This is a genomic window from Agrococcus sediminis (assembly GCF_007923295.1).
Classification (GTDB): Bacteria; Actinomycetota; Actinomycetes; order Actinomycetales; family Microbacteriaceae; genus Agrococcus; species Agrococcus sediminis.
This window is the reverse complement of the sequence record NZ_VOIR01000011.1, coordinates 349,860-368,442: the sequence shown is the minus strand read 5'-3', so window position 1 is coordinate 368,442 and position 18,583 is coordinate 349,860. Positions and strand designations below refer to the sequence as shown.

General features: G+C 74.6%; 17 protein-coding genes and 1 pseudogene. 9 read left to right on the top strand and 9 right to left on the bottom strand.

Features of this window, described 5'->3' with window-relative positions; translation table 11 throughout:
- Nucleotides 1-34 precede the first annotated feature (34 nt).
- From FQ330_RS02225 to FQ330_RS02210, 4 genes are all read right to left on the bottom strand, one after another.
- The gene (locus FQ330_RS02225) at nucleotides 35-790 is read right to left on the bottom strand and encodes a nucleotide exchange factor GrpE (RefSeq protein WP_225792647.1); all 756 of its coding nucleotides are present in this window, start codon (nucleotides 788-790) and stop codon (nucleotides 35-37) included.
- Nucleotides 791-792: 2 nt separating this feature from the next.
- Nucleotides 793-2,655 carry a molecular chaperone DnaK gene (gene dnaK / locus FQ330_RS02220; RefSeq protein ID WP_146354838.1) on the bottom strand — a complete coding sequence of 621 codons (1,863 nt, stop codon included), beginning with the start codon at nucleotides 2,653-2,655 and terminating at the stop codon, nucleotides 793-795.
- Between the two features lie 226 nt (nucleotides 2,656-2,881).
- Nucleotides 2,882-4,033, bottom strand: a complete 1,152-nt coding sequence (locus FQ330_RS02215) for a cation:proton antiporter (RefSeq protein ID WP_146354836.1) — start codon at nucleotides 4,031-4,033, stop codon at nucleotides 2,882-2,884.
- Nucleotides 4,034-4,035: 2 nt separating this feature from the next.
- The gene (locus tag FQ330_RS02210) at nucleotides 4,036-4,518 is read right to left on the bottom strand and encodes a cation:proton antiporter regulatory subunit (RefSeq protein ID WP_128188943.1); all 483 of its coding nucleotides are present in this window, start codon (nucleotides 4,516-4,518) and stop codon (nucleotides 4,036-4,038) included.
- A gap of 90 nt (nucleotides 4,519-4,608) precedes the next feature.
- Between FQ330_RS02210 and FQ330_RS02205 the strand changes: the two genes are divergently transcribed.
- From FQ330_RS02205 to FQ330_RS02195, 3 genes are all read left to right on the top strand, one after another.
- Entirely contained in the window at nucleotides 4,609-6,108 is a 1,500-nt protein-coding gene (locus tag FQ330_RS02205) for an MFS transporter (protein WP_146354834.1), read from the top strand.
- Between the two features lie 185 nt (nucleotides 6,109-6,293).
- Nucleotides 6,294-7,229: an endonuclease domain-containing protein gene (locus FQ330_RS02200; protein WP_146354832.1), complete on the top strand. Its 936-nt coding sequence runs from the start codon at nucleotides 6,294-6,296 to the stop codon at nucleotides 7,227-7,229.
- 138 nt (nucleotides 7,230-7,367) lie between these two features.
- Nucleotides 7,368-7,877 carry a 2'-5' RNA ligase family protein gene (locus tag FQ330_RS02195; protein WP_146354830.1) on the top strand — a complete coding sequence of 170 codons (510 nt, stop codon included), beginning with the start codon at nucleotides 7,368-7,370 and terminating at the stop codon, nucleotides 7,875-7,877.
- 24 nt (nucleotides 7,878-7,901) lie between these two features.
- On the opposite strand, the gene FQ330_RS02190 is transcribed toward FQ330_RS02195, so the two are convergent.
- Nucleotides 7,902-8,219 (bottom strand): MarR family winged helix-turn-helix transcriptional regulator, encoded by a 318-nt coding sequence (locus FQ330_RS02190; RefSeq protein ID WP_225792646.1) that lies wholly within the window; start codon nucleotides 8,217-8,219, stop codon nucleotides 7,902-7,904.
- A gap of 328 nt (nucleotides 8,220-8,547) precedes the next feature.
- On the opposite strand from FQ330_RS02190, the gene FQ330_RS02185 reads away from it, so the two are divergent.
- Nucleotides 8,548-8,952, top strand: coding sequence for a hypothetical protein (locus FQ330_RS02185; protein ID WP_146354826.1), 405 nt, complete (start codon nucleotides 8,548-8,550; stop codon nucleotides 8,950-8,952).
- 51 nt (nucleotides 8,953-9,003) lie between these two features.
- Here the strand turns inward: FQ330_RS02185 and FQ330_RS02180 are convergent, their stop codons facing one another.
- Entirely contained in the window at nucleotides 9,004-9,906 is a 903-nt protein-coding gene (locus FQ330_RS02180; RefSeq protein WP_146354824.1) for a hypothetical protein, read from the bottom strand.
- A 9-nt stretch (nucleotides 9,907-9,915) separates the two neighbouring features.
- Nucleotides 9,916-10,509 carry a dCTP deaminase gene (gene dcd, locus FQ330_RS02175; protein WP_146354822.1) on the bottom strand — a complete coding sequence of 198 codons (594 nt, stop codon included), beginning with the start codon at nucleotides 10,507-10,509 and terminating at the stop codon, nucleotides 9,916-9,918.
- Nucleotides 10,510-10,599: 90 nt separating this feature from the next.
- On the opposite strand from dcd, the gene FQ330_RS02170 reads away from it, so the two are divergent.
- Nucleotides 10,600-11,031 carry a hypothetical protein gene (locus FQ330_RS02170; protein ID WP_146354820.1) on the top strand — a complete coding sequence of 144 codons (432 nt, stop codon included), beginning with the start codon at nucleotides 10,600-10,602 and terminating at the stop codon, nucleotides 11,029-11,031.
- Nucleotides 11,032-11,034: 3 nt separating this feature from the next.
- Here the strand turns inward: FQ330_RS02170 and FQ330_RS02165 are convergent, their stop codons facing one another.
- Together FQ330_RS02165 and FQ330_RS02160 are read right to left on the bottom strand one after the other, a co-directional pair.
- Complete coding sequence (locus FQ330_RS02165) at nucleotides 11,035-11,880, bottom strand: DUF1206 domain-containing protein (protein WP_146354818.1); 846 nt, start codon at nucleotides 11,878-11,880, stop codon at nucleotides 11,035-11,037.
- A 6-nt stretch (nucleotides 11,881-11,886) separates the two neighbouring features.
- Nucleotides 11,887-12,732, bottom strand: coding sequence for a DUF1206 domain-containing protein (locus FQ330_RS02160; protein WP_146354816.1), 846 nt, complete (start codon nucleotides 12,730-12,732; stop codon nucleotides 11,887-11,889).
- Nucleotides 12,733-12,827: 95 nt separating this feature from the next.
- On the opposite strand from FQ330_RS02160, the pseudogene FQ330_RS13705 reads away from it, so the two are divergent.
- From FQ330_RS13705 to FQ330_RS02140, 4 genes and pseudogenes are all read left to right on the top strand, one after another.
- Nucleotides 12,828-13,109 (top strand): annotated as a pseudogene (locus FQ330_RS13705) (DUF4062 domain-containing protein); the annotation flags it as partial.
- A 263-nt stretch (nucleotides 13,110-13,372) separates the two neighbouring features.
- Entirely contained in the window at nucleotides 13,373-15,454 is a 2,082-nt protein-coding gene (locus FQ330_RS13450; RefSeq protein ID WP_146354814.1) for an ATP-binding protein, read from the top strand.
- Nucleotides 15,451-17,874, top strand: coding sequence for an ATP-binding protein (locus FQ330_RS02145; protein ID WP_192575811.1), 2,424 nt, complete (start codon nucleotides 15,451-15,453; stop codon nucleotides 17,872-17,874). Before FQ330_RS13450 ends, FQ330_RS02145 begins: the two co-directional genes overlap by 4 nt.
- 49 nt (nucleotides 17,875-17,923) lie before the next feature.
- Nucleotides 17,924-18,580: a dienelactone hydrolase family protein gene (locus FQ330_RS02140; RefSeq protein ID WP_146354810.1), complete on the top strand. Its 657-nt coding sequence runs from the start codon at nucleotides 17,924-17,926 to the stop codon at nucleotides 18,578-18,580.
- Nucleotides 18,581-18,583: the final 3 nt, after the last annotated feature.

Genomic DNA, 18,583 nt, shown 5'->3' with positions numbered 1-18,583 from the left:
TCCCTAAGCTCCGGGCCCTGCTCGGGTGCGTGCCTCACTCTGCCGGGACGAACACCGCGACCTTGGCGGCGCGCAGCATCCGGTCGCCGATGCGGTAGCCCGCCTGCACGACGTCGGCGACGACCATCTCGGTCACCTCCGGGTTCGGCAGCTGGGCGACGGCCTCGTGCTTGTCGATGTCGAACGCCTCGCCGACCTCGCCCAGCCGCACCACGCCGAGCTGGTCGAACGACGCGCGCAGCTTCTGCGCGACGATCGCCAGCGGCCCCTCGGCCAGGTCGCCGTGCTTCTCGGCGAGGTCGAGGTCGTCGAGCGCCGGCAGCATCGTCCTGATGACGGATGCCGTGGTCGCCTCGCGGTCGCCCGCGCGGTCGCGCTCGGTGCGGTTGCGGTAGTTGACGTACTCGGCGCGCAGGCGCTGCAGCTCGTCGAGCTGCTGCGCCGACTTCGCCTCGAACGCGGCCCGCTCGGCCTCGATCGCCGCGGCCTCGCCCTCGAGCAGGGCGCGGTCCTCGTCGCTCAGGTCGTCGGATGCGGCGCCCGCGTCGGGCGCGCCCGCGGCGGCGGGGGCGGGCTCGCCGCCCTCCGCCGCCGGGGTGTCGCCGGGGGCCGCCTCGCGGGGCTCGCCCGTCTCCGGGTCGATCCTCCGCGACGGGTCGCCAGACCCGTCGGCCTGCCCTGAGCCTGTCGAAGGGTCGGTGACCTTCGGCTCGTCCTGGCCCTCGGGCGATGCCGCGTCGCGGCCCTCGTCGTCGGCGCCGGGCACCGGGAACTCCTCGTGCTCCGCCACGGCTACTTCTTCTCGTCCTCGTCGTCGACGACCTCGGCGTCGACCACGTCGTCGTCCTCCGACGACGCGCCGGCCTGCGGCTCCTCAGCGCCGGCGCCGGGCTGCTCGCCCTGCGCCTGCTGCTGGTAGATCGCCTCGCCGAGCTTCGACTGCGACTGCTGCAGCTTCTCGACCGAGGCCTTGACCGCCTCGTCGTCGTCGCCCGCGAGGGCCGACTTCACCGCATCCACATCGGCCTGCACCTCGGTCTTCACGTCGTCGGGCAGCTGCTCGCCGTTGTCGGTCAGCACCTTCTCGACCGAGTAGACGAGGGTCTCCCCGGCGTTGCGCATCTCGGCGGCCTCGCGGCGGGCGTGGTCGGCCGCCGCGTGCTCCTCGGCGTCCTTCACCATGCGCTCGATGTCCTCCTTCGAGAGGCTCGAGCCGCCGGTGATCGTCATCGACTGCTCCTTGCCGGTGCCCTTGTCCTTGGCGGACACGTGCACGATGCCGTTCGCGTCGATGTCGAAGGTCACCTCGACCTGCGGCACGCCGCGGGGCGCCGGCGCGATGCCGGTGAGCTCGAACGTGCCGAGCGGCTTGTTGTCGCGGGTGAAGTCGCGCTCGCCCTGGAAGACCTGGATGGCGACCGAGGGCTGGTTGTCCTCGGCGGTCGTGAAGGTCTCGGAGCGCTTCGTCGGGATGGCGGTGTTGCGCTCGATGAGCTTCGTCATCATGCCGCCCTTGGTCTCGATGCCGAGCGAGAGCGGGGTGACGTCGATGAGCAGCACGTCCTTGCGCTCGCCCTTCAGCACGCCGGCCTGGAGGGCAGCGCCCACGGCGACGACCTCATCCGGGTTGACGCCCTTGTTGGGCTCCTTGCCGCCGGTGAGCTGCTTGACGAGCTCGGTGACGGCGGGCATGCGGGTCGAGCCGCCGACGAGCACGACGTGCGCGATGTCGTCGACCTTGATGCCGGCCTCGCGGATGACGTCCTCGAAGGGCTTGCGGGTGCGCTCGAGCAGATCCTTCGTCATGTTCTCGAACTGCGCGCGCGTCAGCGACTCCTCGAGGTTGGCGGGGCCGTTCTCGGTGAGCGAGAAGTACGGGAGCTGGATGCTCGTGTTCGACGACGAGGAGAGCTCCTTCTTGGCCTGCTCGGCGGCCTCCTTGAGGCGGCGCATGGCGATCTTGTCGTTCGAGACGTCGACGCCGGTCTGGTCCTTGAAGCGCTGCTTGAGCCACTCGACGATCCGGTCGTCCCAGTCGTCGCCGCCGAGGCGGTTGTCGCCCGCGGTCGAGCGCACCTGGATGGTGGAGAAGTCGTCGTCCTTGCCCACCTCGAGGAGGGAGACGTCGAAGGTGCCGCCGCCGAGGTCGAAGACGAGGATGAGCTCGTCCTCCTTGCCCTTGTCGAGGCCGTAGGCGAGCGCGGCCGCGGTGGGCTCGTTGATGATGCGCAGCACGTTGAGGCCCGAGATCTCGCCGGCCTCCTTCGTCGCCTGGCGCTCGGCGTCGTTGAAGTACGCGGGGACGGTGATGACCGCGTCGGTCACCTTCTCGCCGAGGTACGTCTCGGCGTCGCGCTTGAGCTTGCCGAGGATGCGGGCCGAGATCTCCTGCGGCGTGTACTGCTTGCCGTCGATCTCCTGCTTCCAGTCGGTGCCCATGTGGCGCTTGACCGACGAGATGGTGCGGTCGACGTTCGTGACGGCCTGGCGCTTGGCCGGCTCGCCGACGAGCGTCTCGCCCTCCTTGACGAACGCGACGACCGAGGGGGTCGTGCGGAAGCCCTCGGCGTTCGCGATGACCGTGGGCTCGCCGCCGTCGAGGAACGCGACGACGGAGTTGGTGGTGCCGAGGTCGATGCCGACTGCTCGTGCCATGGTGTCTGCCTCCTGTTCGCAGCTCGCGCTGCGCTCGTGCCTGATTCCGGCAGACCGGCCCACCGTCATCCCCCCATGACCTGGCGGTGGGCTCGTCTCCCGGAATCCCGGCTGCGACCGCGCCCGGGCGGGCGCTGACTTGAGTCGCGATGGCTCAACTTTTCCACCTTGAGTCGGGTCGTGTCAAGTTTCTGGGCGCATTCCCAGGGAGCGTCGACGGATGCGGCTACGCGAGCGCCGCGCGGGGCGAAGGCACGATCCAGCGCGCGAGCAGCGGCCCGCCGATCGCCGTCAGCAGCACGTAGCAGGCGGCGAGCGCACCCACCTCCGGGTAGCCCGCGCCCACCGCGAGCGCCGCGATCACGATCGAGAACTCGCCGCGCGGCACGAGCGCCGCGCCCGCGCGCAGCCGGCCGCGCCGCTGCACGCCGTCGCGGGCCGCCGCGAGCCAGCCGGTGCCGAGCTTCGTGGACGTCGTGACGACCGCGAGCAGCAGCGCCGCCGGCAGCACCGGCAGCAGCTCGGCGGGCACGATCGGCAGGCCGAAGGAGAAGAAGAAGATCGCCGCGAACAGGTCGCGCAGCGGCCCCAGGATGCTCCGCGCCCGCACGGCGAGCGACGGCGGCACCGCGATGCCGACGAGGAACGCGCCCACCGCGGCGGAGGCGCCGAGCAGCTGCGTGAGGCCGGCGACGAGCAGCGTGATGCCGAGCAGCCGCAGCAGCACCTGCTCGTCGCTCGGGTGGCTCAGCAGCCGGCCGAGCGGCACCGACGCGCGGCGCGAGGCGAACAGGATGGTCGTGACCGCGCCCACCGCGAGCGCCACCGCGCCGAGCGCCTGCCACCACTCGGCGCCCGTGAGCACCGCGATGAGCACCGGCAGGAAGATCGCCATCGCGATGTCCTCGATCACGAGGATCGACAGCACCGCCGGCGTCTCGCGGTTGCCGAGGCGGCCGAGGTCGGCGAGCAGCCGCGCCACGATGCCCGACGACGAGACCCACGTGATGCCGGCGAGCGCGAGGCACGCCGGCAGCGGCATCCCGATCACGAGGCCGATGAGGAATCCCGCGCCCGCGTTGAGCGCGAAGTCCGCCAGCCCCGAGCGCCCGTGCCGGGCGAGCGACTGCGCGAGCTCCTCCGCGGTGAACTCGAGCCCCAGCATGAGCAGCAGCAGCAGCACGCCGATCTCGGCCGCCGGGCCGATGAACGGCTCCGCGTGCGTGATGTCGACGAGCCCGCCCGAGCCGAGCCCGACGCCCGCGACGAGCATGAGCGGCACGGGCGAGATGCCGATGCGGTGCGCCACGAGCCCCAGCAGCGACACCCCGAGCACGACGGCGCCCAGCTCGAGCAGGAGTGCGGCGACGTCGTGCATGGTCAGACCGGCTGCAGCCTGACCCGCAGCTGATCGATGCCCGTCGCCGACCCGACCACCACGAGCGTGTCGCCGGCGGCGAGCGGCTCCTCAGGGCCGGGCGCCGCGAGCACGTCGTCGCCGCGCACGATCGCGACGATCGAGCAGCCCGTGAGGGTGCGCGCCTTCGTGCTGCCGAGCGGGTGCCCCGCGAACGGCGAGCCGGGCTCGATCGCGAGCCGCGCCGACTCGAGGCCGGGGATCTCGCGCGTCACGTCGAGCATGCCCTCCGCGATCCGGGCCGCGCCCAGGAGCTCGGCGAGCGCATCCACCTCGTCCTCGTTGAGCGACAGCTCGAGGCGCACGTCGTCCGGGTCCTCCCGGCTCAGCACGCACAGGTCGGCCTGCCCCTCGCGGTGCACGACGATCGAGAGCGGCACGCCCTTCGTCGTCCTCATGTCGTAGCGCATCCCGACCCCGGGCAGCAGCGTCTGCGTGATCTCCACGACCGCATTCTGGCACCGCGCGGGCGCCGCGACACCCGCGCGCCACCGCGGCTGCGGCCGGCGCGCGCCCCACGGCCCTACGCTCATGCCATGAGCGTCCCTCACGAGCCGCCCGCCGCATCCGCCCCCGTCTCCGGCGGCGCCGCGAAGGGATCGCCCGACGACGTCGTGCAGCCGTCGCAGATCGGGGTCGCGCCCGTCACGCGGCGCGAGCTCGGGCGCCGCGCCACCGCGTGGGCGCTGTGGGACTGGGGCTCGGCGTCGTTCAACGCCGTCGTGACGACCTTCGTCTTCAGCCGGTACATCGCATCCGACCTCTTCGTCGACCCGGCGATCGTCGAGGCCGCCGGCGAGGGCGGCTCGCCCGAGCTGACCCGCGCGCTCGCCGACAACGCCTCGGTCGTCGCATGGGCGGTCGCGATCGCGGGCCTGCTCGTCGCGCTCCTCGCGCCCGTCATCGGCCAGCGGTCGGATGGCGGCGGTCGCCGCAAGCTGTGGGTGGCGGTCAACACCGGGGTGACGATCCTCGCCATGGTGGGGATGTTCTTCGTGACCCCCGTGCCCGAGTACCTGTGGCTCGGCGCGGCGCTGCTCGCGGCCGGCAACCTCTTCTTCGAGTTCGCGTCGGTGAACTACAACGCGATGCTGCACCAGGTGTCGACGAAGGCGGCGCTCGGGCGCACCTCGGGCTACGGCTGGGGCATGGGCTACGTCGGCGGCATCGTGCTGCTGGGGCTCCTGCTCGTGCTGTTCATCTTCCCGCTCGCCTCGCCCGACGCGGGCGGCGTGCTCGCGGTGCCGAACGGCCGCGAGGGCGGCGCGCTCGACGTGCGCCTCGCGGTGCTGACGAGCGCCGTGTGGTTCCTGGTGTTCGCGCTGCCGCTGCTGCTCAAGGTCCCCGAGCTGCCGCCGACCGGCGCCGCGCCGCCCAAGGTCGGCATCGTCGAGTCGTACCGCATCCTCTTCCGCACGATCCGCCGCATCGCGCGCACCGCGCCCAAGACGCTGCTGTTCCTCGCCGCCTCGGCCGTCTTCCGCGACGGGCTCTCGGGCGTGTTCACCTTCGGCGCCATCATCGCGTCGTCGGTGTTCGGCTTCAGCGCGACCGAGGTCATCCTCTTCGCCATCGCCGCCAACGTCACCGCCGGCGCCGGCACCTTCGTGGGCGGCTGGGCCGACGACCGCTTCGGCCCCAAGATCGTGATCGTCGTCTCGCTCGTCGTGCTGTCGCTCTCGGGCCTCGCGGTGCTCTTCGTCGAGGGCAAGGCGATGTTCTGGGTCTTCGGGCTCGCGCTGTCGACCTTCGTGGGCCCCGTGCAGTCGGCGTCGCGCTCGTTCATGGCGCGCATCACGCCCGAGGGGCGCGAGGGCGAGATGTTCGGCCTCTACGCGACGACCGGGCGCGCGGTGTCGTTCCTCGCGCCGACGCTGTTCGCGGTGTTCGTCTCGCTCACGGGCGACACGCGCTTCGGCATCCTCGGCATCGTGCTCGTGCTCCTCGCGGGACTGCTGCTCGTGCTGCCCGTGCACCCGCGCCCGACGGTGCTCGAGGGCGCGGAGCGCGGGGCCTCCTCGAAGCCGGCCGCCTGACGCGCTGACCGCCCGCGCGTCCGTCGCGGGCGACTTGCGGCACCGATCGGCCCTCCGGACCCGCGTCTGGGGGGCCAGGTGGTGGCGCAGATCGCTCGAGCCGGATCGGGGACTCCGATCGCCGCTCTCCACAGGCGCCGAGCGGATGCGCGCCGGGACCGAGCGGGGAGGCGCAGGATGCGCGCATGGTCGCCCCCGAGCCCCTGCCCGAGCCGCTCGGCAGCACCTTCACGACGGCGGAGGCACTGCGACTCGGCGTCTCGCGCAAGCGCCTGCGCGCGGGCGACCTCGTCGCGCCGCGCCACGGCGTGCGCATGCGGGAGCAGCCTGCCGACGTGCGCGCACTCGCCACGGCGTTCGCGTCGCGCATGGCGCCGACCCATGCCTTCGCAGGCGTCACGGCGGCGCGGCTGTGGGGCCTGCCGGTCGCCCACCCGTGGCGCGCCGACGAGCCGCTCGTCGTCGGCGTCCCCGTCGGGGCGACAGCGACGCGCGCCAAGGGCACGCGGGTGCGCAGGTTCGATCCGAGACGGCTCGTGCCCGGCGAGCTCGAGGGTCTGCGCACGCTCTGGCCGGCGGCGGCCGTCATGTCGATGGCTCGAGAGACCCCGCACGCCGACCTCGTCGTGCTGCTCGACGCGCTCATCACGCCGTCGGAGCACTACCCCGGGCTCCGCGTGCCGCAGCGCCCCTTCGCGTCGGTCGAGCAGCTCGCCGCGTTCGCTGATCGCTGCCGCCGCGTGCACGGTCGCGGGGCGTTCCGCGTCGCGCTCGCCGACGTGCGGACCGGCGTCGACTCGCCGCCCGAGACGCGGTCCCGGCTGGCGATCGTCGCGGCCGGGCTGCCGGAGCCCACCGTGCAGCACGAGGTCCGGGTCGACGGCGAGCTGCGAGCGGTGATCGACCTGGCCTACCCCGAGTGGCTCATCGCCGTCGAGTACGCGGGTGAGCACCACCTGACGGATCCCGCCCAGTGGGCCAAGGACATCCGTCGCCAGGAGCTGCTCGAGTCGCTCGGCTGGATCGTGATCCGCGCGACGAAGGCCGACCTGCGGCACGGCGGCGCGGGGCTCGTCTCGCGGGTGCGCTCGGCGCTCGCGCGGCGGGGCGTCGACGCCTGAGGGACCTCCGGCGTGCCGCGGGTCGCTGGGGATTCCGGCACCGGATCGCGGATGCGCGCGGCCGGGACCCGCGATTCGGTACCGGAAGTCGGATGTGCGCCGCGCCCACGCACAGCGCGGCTCGGGCAGGCTGTCGGCATGGAGGCGCGGATGTCGAGCGTCGAGCTGCTGCTCGACGAGGCTGCCGAGGCGCGCGTGCGCGACGAGTGGCACGCGCTCGCGGACGCGGGCCTGTCGAGCCTCGCCCGGCACGACGCGCCGAGCAACCGCCCGCACATCACCCTGCTCGCGCGGCCCGGCCTGCCCGCGCGCCTGCCGCTCGCTCGCCTGCCGCTGCCGCTGCCGCTCGTGCTGGGCGAGCCGATGCTGCTCGGCGTCGGCGAGCGCCGAGTGCTCGCCCGCGCGATCGTGGCGAGCGCCGCCCTGCTCGCGCTGCAGTCGGCGGTCGTCGAGGCGGCGGGTCCTGCGGACGACGTCGTGCACTTCCGCGCCGGCCGCTGGGTGCCGCACGTGACGCTCGCGCGCCGGCTGCGGCTCGCCGACGTGCCGACGGCCCTCGCGCTGCTCGGCGAGCCGATCGACGCGCGCGCCGTCGGCATGCGTCACTGGGATCCCGCGAGCGGGACGCTCACGCCGCTCGGCGGCTGAACCGCCGCCGGCGGCGCGGCAGCCTCAGCGCGGGGGCCAGGCGTCGGCGAGCCGGGTGAGCAGCGCGGCGAGCGTCGCGCGCTCGGCGGGCGAGAGCGCCTCGGCTGCCGTCGCGACCTCCGCGGCGCGCGCCTCGGCGTGCTCGGCGACGTGGCGTCGGCCGGCCGCGGTCGCCTCGATGACGACGCGGCGTCCGTCGGCGGGGTCGGGGATGCGCCGCACGAGCCCCGCCTCGGCCAGGCCCTGGACGAGGCGGGATGCGCGGGGCTGGTCCACGCCGATGTCGCGGCCGAGGTCGGAGATCGAGCGGGCCGCCTCGGCGCGCACGATCGCGTGCAGCATGCGCCGTGCGCCCATCGCCCCGCGCGGTCCGCGGCCGTGGTGCGCGCCCCGTTCCTCGCCGGCGCCGTGCCTGTGCGGGTGATGCTGCTCGTGCTCCTCGTGCGAGCGCGGCGGTCGACCGGGATGGGATGGGCGCCCGGAACCGGGCGGGCGGCGCATGCCGAGGCGGTCGAGCGCCTCGGCGATCTGCAGCACTTCGGCATCTGGGGCTTGACGAGCATCCGACATACATGTCACTCTACATGTACATGCACAGTGACATGGAGATGTCGAGTGACATGCATCCGCCGCCTCCCGCGGCGGCTCCGAACACGAGAGGAGGATCGCCATGCGATCCGCACACCACACCCCTGACGCACACGGCCATGACGGCCACGACTGCCCCCGCGCCGCCGACCGTGGCCACCACCGTCACCACGGCCACCCCGGCCACCGCGACCACGTCGACGCCGAGCGCAGCCACTGCGCCGAGCGCGGCCACCACGGCCACGACGCCGCCGACCAGCACCGCACTGACCACGCCGGCGCCGAGCCGCAGACCGGCCGCCACCCGCGCGGCGACGCGCGCCCGCGGCCCACGCTCGAGCGCAGCATCCTGCGGTCGGCACGGCGCATCCGCCGGGCGGGCCTGACGCCCGACCAGCTGCACGACCGGCTCGCGGGCGCGGTCAGCCACGCCGACTACGTCACCACGATGCGCACGCTGCGACGGATCGGCGCCGAGCTGCGCTGAGCCGACGACCGGCCACGAGGCGCTCCCGCTGCGGCGGGAGCGCCTCTGCCGTCAGACGAGCGGATCCTCGGGGCGCGCACGCTCCGCCTCGAGCGACGGATGCGCGAGCACGCGCCCGACGAGGTGCGCACTGCCGCCGACGAAGGTCACGTCGAGGTCGAGGTCGGTGGCGACCATCCAGGCCGGCGCGCCGCGCGGCTCGGCAGGCCAGACGGCGTTCGGCGTGCGGCCGCGGTCGACCCAGTCGCCCTCCCTCCAGCCGAGCCCCGCCGTCTCGACCCACGCGGGGTCGGCGAAGGCGCTGAGCCGGCCGCGCAGCAGCACGTGGCCACGGCCCTGCCGCTCGCGCGGCAGGCCGAGCAGGCGCTGCTGCTCCATCGCGGCGCGCACGGCGGGGTCGATCGCCGCCCAGGCCAGCTCGCGATGCGCCGCCTCCGCCTCGCGGTGGCGGCGCAAGCGCTCGGAGGACGCGAGCGACGGGTCGATGGGCCAGAAGGTGCTGGTGGTCGAGGGGTCGAGCCCGCTCCCCTCCCAGACCGCGACGAGCACCTCGGCGTCGCCGTGCTCGTCGAGCAGCAGCTCGGTCAGCGTCGTGAGGGTCGGCAGCGGGATGTCGCCGAGCTCGGGCGAGCCGACCCAGGAGCCGCCGCCGAGATCGATCTGGTCCTCGCCGAAGCGAGCGAGCCACGACGTCCACGGCTGCGGCGCGGCGAGGCGATCGCCGATCAGCGACCGAGCCTCGCGCCAGGTGATCTCGCGCGTCTCATGCACCTGGCCCCCATGCGCATCCGTACGGTCGGTCGCCACGGACAGCATCGCCGGGTGCAGGACGCGCGCGTACGCCTCGAACACCGGCGGCATGGTGCCGGCGACGGTGCTGTCGAGCGGGTGCAGCGCCGCCTGCAGCCACCGCCCGACCTCGACGTCGTGCTCGACCCGCAGCGGCCCGGCCATCGTTCCGCCTCAGTCGCCGGCGGGCGCGTCGATCACCGTGCGGTGGAACGACTGGAACGAGCGCGACGCCGTCGGCCCGCGCTGCCCCTGGTAGCGGTTGAGGTTGCCGCCCTGCCCGTAGGGCGTCTCGGACGGCGAGCTGAGCTGGAAGTAGCAGACCTGCCCGATCTTCATGCCCGGCCAGAGCTTGATCGGCAGCGTCGAGACGTTCGACAGCTCGAGCGTCACGTGCCCCGAGAAGCCGGGGTCGATGAAGCCGGCGGTCGAGTGCGTCAGCAGCCCGAGGCGCCCGAGCGACGACTTGCCCTCGAGCCGCGCCGCGACGTCGGCCGGCAGCGTGACGCGCTCGTAGGTGGCGCCGAGCACGAACTCGCCCGGGTGCAGGATGAACGCCTCGTCGGCGCCCACCTCGACGAGCCGCGTGAGGTCGGGCTGATCCTCGGCCGGATCGATGAACGGGTACTTGTGGTTGTCGAAGAGCCGGAAGCCGCGATCGAGCCGCACGTCGACGCTCGACGGCTGCACCATCGCCAGGTCGAGGGGCTCGAGGCCGAGGTCGCCCGACGCGAGCCGGGCGCGGATGTCGCGATCGCTGAGCAGCACGACGCCGAGGCTATCGCTCGGCCGATGCTCGGCGGATGCGCTGGCGCGGTTCCCAGCAGAGAGGAGGACGATGGGAGCAGGGAGGTCACCATGGCCGTGCACCGCAATCGCAGGCTCGAGGACTGGGTCGAGCTCGCTGCCGCCGCCGTCGAGCGCGCGCGGCGCTCGCTCGGCGACGAGGAGGTCGCCCGCCGGGTCGAGGCGGGCGTGTCGGACGAGGACTACGAGACGACCGTGCGCGTGCTGCGCACGATGGGCCGCGACCTGCAGGCGAGCGGCACCGACCTCACCGCGCTCGACGCGCGGCTGCGCGGGCACGGCGAGCACGCGCCCCACGTGCCCGAGGCGCCGGAGGATGCGGACGAGGGCTCCGAGTGGGGGCTCGAGCGAGGCCCGCAGCCGACGCTCGACGAGCTGCCGCCCCACGAGCGCGGGTCGATGCCGCCGATGGAGGTCGCCAAGCGGCTCGCCCGGCTGCGCAACCCGATCCTGCCGCACCCGCGCCGCGGTCGCGCGAAGTAGGCGTCAGCGGGCCCAGATGCCTCGGGCGAACAGGTAGACGCCGTAGACGATGAGGCCCACCGCGATCGCGACGAGCGCGATCACGCCTCCCGGCACGGTCGTCAGCGACTGCAGGGCGCCGTCGAGGCCGCCCGCCTCCTGCGGGTCGTCGCGCACCGCGGCGAAGACGAAGAGCACGCCGACGATGAGCACCGCGATGCCCTTCGCGACGAAGCCCGGGGCTCCGAGCACCTCGACGACGCGGCGGAAGCGGCGCGGCGGGGCGACGTCCTCGAAGAACTTCCGGCGCACGCCGCGCACCACGAAGGCGACGCCGACGCCCGCGATCACGAGCCCGGCGGCGCCGATCAGCCAGGGCCCGACTGGGCCGGCGAGCACCGCGGCCGAGAAGTCCTCGGTGGTCTGCTCGCCGTCGATCCTGCCGCCGAGCGCGAACACGAGCGCCGTGGCCCCCACCACGGCGTGGCCGATGCCGCGGCCGGCAGCCCGGAACGCGTCGCGGCGGTTGCGGCGCGACTCGGCCACCGCCACGACGAAGGCGTGCAGCGCGAGCCCGACGAGCGCGAGGCCGACGACCCACAGCGCGAGCCCGCCGATCACTGTCTGCTGGAGCGCGGCCATCGCCCCCGACTGGTCGGCCGCGCCGCCGGCGCCGGCGGCGACGCCGAGCGCGATGCCGCCGATGATCATGTGCACGATGCCGTTGGCCGACTGGCCGACCGCCTCCACCCAGGAGGTGGCGCGGTGCTCCTCGGCCTTCGCGGCCGCCCGCTGGGCCTTGCGCGCGGCACGGCCCGCCGCATCCGCCGCCTCCGAGAGCGCCGCGCGGGAGCGCTCCCCGTCAGCCACGGGCGCTCAGCGCGACCAGGCGCCGCGGGCGAAGCAGTAGATGCCGTAGAGCATCAGGCCCACGGCGATGCCGACGAGCGCGACGACGCCGCCGGGCACCGTGGTGAGCGACTGCAGCGCCCCGTCGAGGCCGCCGGTCTCCTCGGGATCGTCCTGCAGCGCGGCGACGACGAACAGCGCGCCGACGACCACGACCGCGACGCCCTTCGCGACGTAGCCGGCCGTGCCGAGGCGCTCGACGAGGCGGCGCCAGCGGGCGGGCGGCGCGACGTCCTCGAGGAACTTCTTGCGCACGCCCTTGACGACGAAGTAGACGCCGACGCCGACGATCGCGAGCCCGATCGCTCCGACGAGCACGAGCCCGAAGGGGTTCGCCATGAGGTCGGCAGAGAGCGACTCGGTGCTCTCCTCGCCGTCGGAGGTGCCGCCCATCGCGTAGACGAGAGCGGTGGCGCCGATGACGGCGTACGCGACCGCGCGGCCAGCCGACTTCGCGGCGTCCTTCCAGTCGCGCCGCGACGCGGCGAGCGCGCTCACCGCGGAGTGCAGCGCGAGGCCCATGAGGGCGATGCCGACCGCCCAGAGCCCGACCGCGCCGAGCGGCGTCTGCTCGATCGCCCGCATCGCGCCGGACTGGTCGGCCGAGCCGGCGTCGCCGAACGCGACGCCCAGCGCGATCGCGCCGATGATGAAGTGCACGATGCCGTTGGCGACCTGCCCGGCGCCCTCGACCCATCCCGCCGCGCGGTGGTCCTCGGCCTTCGCCGCGACGCCCTGCGCCTTGCCGGCGGCGCGGGCAGCCGCATCCACCGCATCCGACGCGATCTCGCGCGCCCCTGCACCATCGACCATGGTGCAACGGTAGAGCACCGCAGCCCATGCTCAGCGCCCGAGCATGATTCGGCAACACTGTTGCCGCGCGGGTCGCCGCGCGCGAGGATGTGGCCATGACGGGCCGCCCCCGGCCCGTGATCCGCACGCCCGACCAGCGGATCCGGGTGTTCGTCAGCTCCACCCTGCGCGAGCTCGCCGACGAGCGCCGTGCGGTGCGCGCCGCGATCGAGCGCATGCGCCTGGCCCCCGTCATGTTCGAGCTCGGCGCCCGCCCGCACCCGCCGCGCGCGCTGTACCGCTCCTACCTCGCGCAGAGCGACGTCTTCGTCGGCATCTACGGCGACAGCTACGGCTGGGTGGCGCCCGAGGAGTCGATCTCGGGGCTCGAGGACGAGTACCGGCTCGCGCCGCCCGAGATGCCGAAGCTCATCTACGTGCGCTCGGCCGGGCAGCGCGACCCCCGGCTCGCCGAGCTCATCGCGCGCATCCAGGCCGACGACACCGCCGCGTACCTGCCGTTCGAGACGGCCGAGCAGCTCGAGGAGCAGGTCTCGAGCGACCTCGCGACGCTGCTCGCCGAGCGCTTCGACGAGTCGCGGATCCCCGCCGACGACGGGGGCCGGAGGAGATCCCGCCCACGCCGGCCACGCACATCCCCGTGCCCTACACGGTCACGATCGGGCGCGAGCGTGAGATGGCGGAGGTGCGGGCGCTGCTCGAGCGCCGCGGAGACCGGCTCATCAGCCTCGTCGGCCCGGGCGGGATCGGCAAGAGCAGGCTCGCGATCGAGATCGCCCACGCGAGCGCCGACCTCTTCCCCGACGGCCGCTACTTCCTGCCGCTCGAGGGCGTCTTCGAGCCCGGGCTGCTGCTGCCGACGATCGCGTACGTGCTCGGCATCCGCGACAACGGCGAGGCGGCGCTCGAGGAGCGCATCGCGCGTGCCCTCGCGGGCCGCCGCGTGCTGCTCGTGCTCGACAACTTCGAGCAGATCGTCGAGGCTGCGCCGCTGCTCGTGCGCCTCTTCGACGTCGCGCCCGAGGCGACCTTCCTCGTCACGAGCCGCACGGTGCTGCGCATCCGTGGCGAGCGCGTCTACGAGGTGGATGCGCTGCCGGTGCCCGACGAGGCCGCGCGGGGCGGCGAGCGGGCGATGCGCTCGGCCGCCGTCGCGCTCTTCGTCGACCGCGCGCAGGCGGTGAAGCCCGGCTTCGCGCTCACCGACGAGAACGCCGCGGCCGTCGCCGACATCTGCCGAGCGCTCGACGGCATGCCGCTCGCGATCGAGCTCGCCGCGGCCAAGATGCGCGTGCTCACGCCGCAGGCGATCGCGCAGCGGCTCGAGCAGAGCCTGCCGCTGCTGACCGCCGCCGCCCGCGACGTGCCCGAGCGCCACCGCACGATGCGCGCGGCGATCGAGTGGAGCGTGAGCCTGCTGCCCGACGAGCAGCGGGCGCTGCTCGAGGACCTCGGCGTCTTCGCCCGCCAGTTCTCGCTCGAGGCGGTCGAGGCGCTCGGCGCCGGTCGCGCGTGGGACGGGCAGGCGCTCGACGGCATCGCCGCGCTCGTCGACGGCTCGCTCGTGAAGCAGACGGAGATCGGCGGGCGCCCGGTGCTGTCGCTGCTCGCGGTCGTGCGCGAGTACGCGCTCGGGCGGCTGCGGGAGCACGGCGAGGCCGGCCGGATGCGCGCGGCCCACGCCGGCCACTACAGCGCCCTCGTCGCGCGCGTCGCGCCGGGCCTGCGCGGCGCGGGGCAGGGCGACGCGGTCGTCGAGCTCGGGATGGAGCTGCCCAACCTGCGCGCGGCCGTGCGGCACCTCGTGCACATCGGGCGGCTCGACGACGCCGGCGACTTCGCCTGGCGGCTGCTCGTCTACTGGTGGATCGCCGGCTTCTTCGGCGAGGTGCGGGTGTGGATGCTCGAGCTGCTCGGCAAGGACCAGCCGATCACGCCGCACACGCGTGCCGTCGCCTGGTTCTTCGCCCTCTGGAGCGAGCTGTGGCAGCGGCCGACGGAGGAGGTCGTCGCCGGCCTCGGCGAGTGCGTGCGGCTCTTCGGCGAGAGCGGCGACCGCGACGCCGCCGCGATGGCGACCGCCGCGCGCGCGACCGCGCGGCTGCAGCTGCCGCTGCCCGACCTCGCGACCGCCGAGCGCGAGCTCGCCGAGGCGGTCGAGGAGCTGCACGAGCTGGGCAACGCATGGGCCGAGGCCATCACCGAGGTCTCGCGCGGCAGGCTCGCGTGGCTGCACGGCCGCACCGACGACGCGCAGGCGCGCTTCGACCGCGCCACCGAGGTCGCCGAGGCGAGCGGCGACCTCTTCACCCTCTCGGTCGCCGGCAACCACCAGGCACGGCTGCAGCTCGTGCGCGGCGAGGTCGACGCCGCCGAGGCCGGCTGCGTGCGCACGCTGCTCGTCTCCATCCGCCTGCACTTCGAGGAGGGCATCGCCTACGGGCTCGAGGGGCTCTGCGCCGTCGCGGCCGCGCGCGGCGACGGCGAACGGGCGGGGATGCTCGCGGCGGCGGCGGATGCGATCCGGCAGCGTGTCGGCGTGTTCGACGCGGAGGCGTTCACCGTGCACACGCCGCAGCTCGACGCCATGCGGGAGGCCGCCCCGGCCGCGGTCGCCGCGGGCGAGCGGCGCGGCGCCGAGCTGACCGTGGCCGAGGCGATCGCGATCGCCCTGCCCGACGAGGAGCGCGACCGCATCGCGCCGGCCCTGGCGCAGTGGTGACCGGCGCGCCCGGCCGCGGCAGCGGCATCCGCACCCCCGACCAGCGGCTGCGCGTCTTCGTCTCGTCGACGCTGCGCGAGCTCGAGCCCGAGCGCCGCGCCGTCCGCGCCGCGATCGAGCGGCTGCAGCTCGCGCCGGTGATGTTCGAGCTCGGCGCCCGCCCCCACCCGCCGCGCGACCTCTACCGCGCCTACCTCGAGCAGAGCGACGTCTTCGTCGGCATCTACGGCGAGCGCTACGGCTGGGTCGCGCCCGGCGAGGAGGTCTCGGGCCTCGAGGACGAGTACCGCCTCGCACCGCCGGCGATGCCGCGGCTCATCTACCTGCGCGACGACCCCGAGCGGGAGCCGCGGCTCGCCGAGCTCATCGCCCGCATCGAGCGCGACGACACCGCCTCCTACAAGACCTTCTCGACGCCCGACGCCCTCGCGTCGCTCGTCGCCGCCGACCTCGCGACGCTGCTGGCGGAGCGGTTCGACGCGTCGCGCGCCGGCCCGGCGCCCGCGGCGACCTCCGTCGACCTGCTCGCCGCGCGCATCCCCTCCCCCTACACGCGGCTCATCGGCCGCGAGCGCGAGCTCGCCGACGTGCTCGCGCTGCTCGACGACCGCAGCACCCGGCTCGTGACGCTGCTCGGCCCTGGCGGCATCGGCAAGAGCCGGCTCGCGATCGCGGTCGCGCAGGCCGCCGGCGACCGCTTCCCCGACGGCACGGCGTTCGTGGCGCTCGAGAACGTGCTGGAGCCCGAGCTGCTGCTGCCGACGATCGGCGCCGCGATCGGCGTGCGCGACACCGGCGAGCAGCCGCTCGAGCAGCGCCTCGCGATCGCGCTCGAGGGCCGGCGGATGCTCATCGTGCTCGACAACTTCGAGCAGCTGCTCGCGGCCGCCCCGATCCTCGTGCGGCTCTTCACCGTCGCGCCCGACGCATCCTTCCTCGTCACGAGCCGCGCGCTGCTGCGGGTGCGCGGCGAGCGCGCGTTCGAGGTGCCGCCGCTCGCGACCCACGACCCGGCCTCGCCCGACTCGATCGTGCGCGCGAGCACGTCGCCCGCCGTCGAGCTGCTCATCGAGCGCGCCCACGCGGTCAAGCCCGACTTCGAGGCGACGCCCGCCACGATCGGCGCGATCGTCGGCATCTGCCGGGTGCTCGAGGGGCTGCCGCTCGCGATCGAGCTCGCGGCAGCCCGCATCCGCGTGCTCACGCCGGCGGCGATGCTGCAGCGGCTCGACCGGCAGCTGCCGCTGCTCGTCGACGCGTCGCGCGACCTGCCGCCGCGGCAGCGCACGCTGCGCTCGACGATCGAGTGGTCGACGGGGCTGCTCGCCGAGCCGGAGCGGCGCATGCTGCGCGACCTGTCGGTCTGCTCGCCGGGCTTCTCGCTCGAGTCGATCGAGGCGCTCGCCGAGACGCGCGGCTGGGACGTCGACGTCTACGCCGCGCTCGAGACGCTCGTCGACAGCTCGCTGCTCGAGCAGGACGACGTCGACGGCCAGGCGGTCTTCTCGATGCTCGCGACGGTGCGCGAGCACGGCGTCGAGCAGCTGCAGGCGGCGGGCGAGGAGGACGCCGCGCGCGACGCGCACGCGGCCGTCTACGCGGCGCTCGCCCGGCGCGAGGGCCGCGGCCTGGGCTTCAGCGACCAGATGGATGCGGTGGGCAGGCTCAACCTGGAGCGCGGCAACCTGCGCACGGCCGTGCGCCACCTGACCCGGGCGGGCGATGCCGAGACCGCCGCCGCCGACGCGTTCGAGGGCGAGGGGGATGCGCTGGGCGCCGCCATGTGCATCGCCACCGCCGGCTTCGCCGAGATCACCACCGCCGACCACGACCTGCCGCGCGCGAGCGTCTGGCTCGAGGAGGGCGCGCGGCGCTTCCGCGCGCTGGGCGCCGGCTGGGGCGAGAGCCTCGCGCTCGTCGCGCTCGCCCGCATCGACGCGCTCGCGAGCGACCTCGCGTCGGCCACCGAGCGCTCGAGCCGCGCGATCGCGGCGGCGGCCGGCAGCGGCGACCGGTTCGCGGCGACGGTGGCGATGCACCACCTCGCGCGCATGCACCTGTTCGGCGGCCGCATCGAGGAGGCCGAGCAGCTGCTGCTCACAGCCACCGCCGACTCGGTGGCGCTGCGGCACGAGGAGGGCATCGCGTACGGGCTCGAGGGGCTCGCCGCGATCGCGGCGCTCCGCGACGACGAGGAGCGCGCCGGGGTGCTCGCCGGGGCGGCGGCGGCCATCCGGCGGCGCACCGCCGTCTTCGACGCGCCCGAGTTCGTCTTCCACACCCGCTACCTCGACGAGCTCGCCGAGCGGGGCGACGCCGCGCGCCTGCGCGCCGCGGAGGAGCGCGGCCGCGACTACGGGGCCGTCGAGGCCGCCGAGTACGCGCTCACCGGGCGGCTGCGCCCGGCCGACGCGGCCTGAGGGGCGCTCGGCCGCGTCGGCTAGCGTGGCGCGCGAGCGAAGGAGCACCATGGCGATCGAGACGACCGACGACACCGCGACCCGCTGGCACGGCGCGGAGGGCGACCCCGTGGTCGCGCTCGCGCACGACTGGAACGGCCGCCTGCCGTGGATCGACGGCTTCGGCGCGCGGCTGGCCGACGAGGGCTTCCGCGTCGCGGTGCTCGACCTCTACGACGGCCGGTCGACCACCGACGACGACGAGGCCGACGCGCTGCTGCGCGAGCGGCGCGCCGACCTCCCCGGCGCCCTGCACGTCGTCAGCGAGGCGATCGGCGAGGCAAGGGCGCTCGGCAGCGAGCGGGCCGCCGTGGTCGGCTTCTCGATGGGTGCGGGCATCGCGCTCATGTACGCCGCACAGGGCTCGCTCGACGCGGTCGTCGCCTACTACGGCGCCGCACCGCACAGCACGGCGACGGGTCCCCGCGTGCCGGCGCTCTTCCAGCTCGCCGAGCACGACGACTGGAGCGGCCGCGAGGCGCCCGAGGCGTACCGCGAGCGGCTCGAGGCGGAGGGCTTCGACGACGTCGAGATCCGCCACTACCCCGGCGCGGTGCACGGGTTCCAGAACGCGCAGGTGCCGGGGCGCTACGACGCGGATGCGTCGGCCGCGGCCTGGGCGTCGACGGTCGCGTTCCTGCGCGAGCACCTGCGGCCCGCCGGCTGACGC

What these genes read in the sequence shown, in the direction of transcription:
- dnaK (WP_146354838.1), bottom strand. Translation starts at nt 2,655, where the DNA reads ATGGCACGAGCAGTCGGCATCGACCTCGGCACCACCAACTCCGTCGTC.
- FQ330_RS02170 (WP_146354820.1), top strand. Translation starts at nt 10,600, where the DNA reads ATGGCCGTGCACCGCAATCGCAGGCTCGAGGACTGGGTCGAGCTCGCT.
- FQ330_RS02140 (WP_146354810.1), top strand. Translation starts at nt 17,924, where the DNA reads ATGGCGATCGAGACGACCGACGACACCGCGACCCGCTGGCACGGCGCG.
- FQ330_RS02180 (WP_146354824.1), bottom strand. Translation starts at nt 9,906, where the DNA reads ATGGCCGGGCCGCTGCGGGTCGAGCACGACGTCGAGGTCGGGCGGTGG.
- FQ330_RS02190 (WP_225792646.1), bottom strand. Translation starts at nt 8,219, where the DNA reads ATGCTGCACGCGATCGTGCGCGCCGAGGCGGCCCGCTCGATCTCCGAC.
- FQ330_RS02215 (WP_146354836.1), bottom strand. Translation starts at nt 4,033, where the DNA reads ATGCACGACGTCGCCGCACTCCTGCTCGAGCTGGGCGCCGTCGTGCTC.
- FQ330_RS02200 (WP_146354832.1), top strand. Translation starts at nt 6,294, where the DNA reads ATGGTCGCCCCCGAGCCCCTGCCCGAGCCGCTCGGCAGCACCTTCACG.
- FQ330_RS02185 (WP_146354826.1), top strand. Translation starts at nt 8,548, where the DNA reads ATGCGATCCGCACACCACACCCCTGACGCACACGGCCATGACGGCCAC.
- FQ330_RS02205 (WP_146354834.1), top strand. Translation starts at nt 4,609, where the DNA reads ATGAGCGTCCCTCACGAGCCGCCCGCCGCATCCGCCCCCGTCTCCGGC.
- FQ330_RS02160 (WP_146354816.1), bottom strand. Translation starts at nt 12,732, where the DNA reads ATGGTCGATGGTGCAGGGGCGCGCGAGATCGCGTCGGATGCGGTGGAT.
- FQ330_RS02195 (WP_146354830.1), top strand. Translation starts at nt 7,368, where the DNA reads ATGGAGGCGCGGATGTCGAGCGTCGAGCTGCTGCTCGACGAGGCTGCC.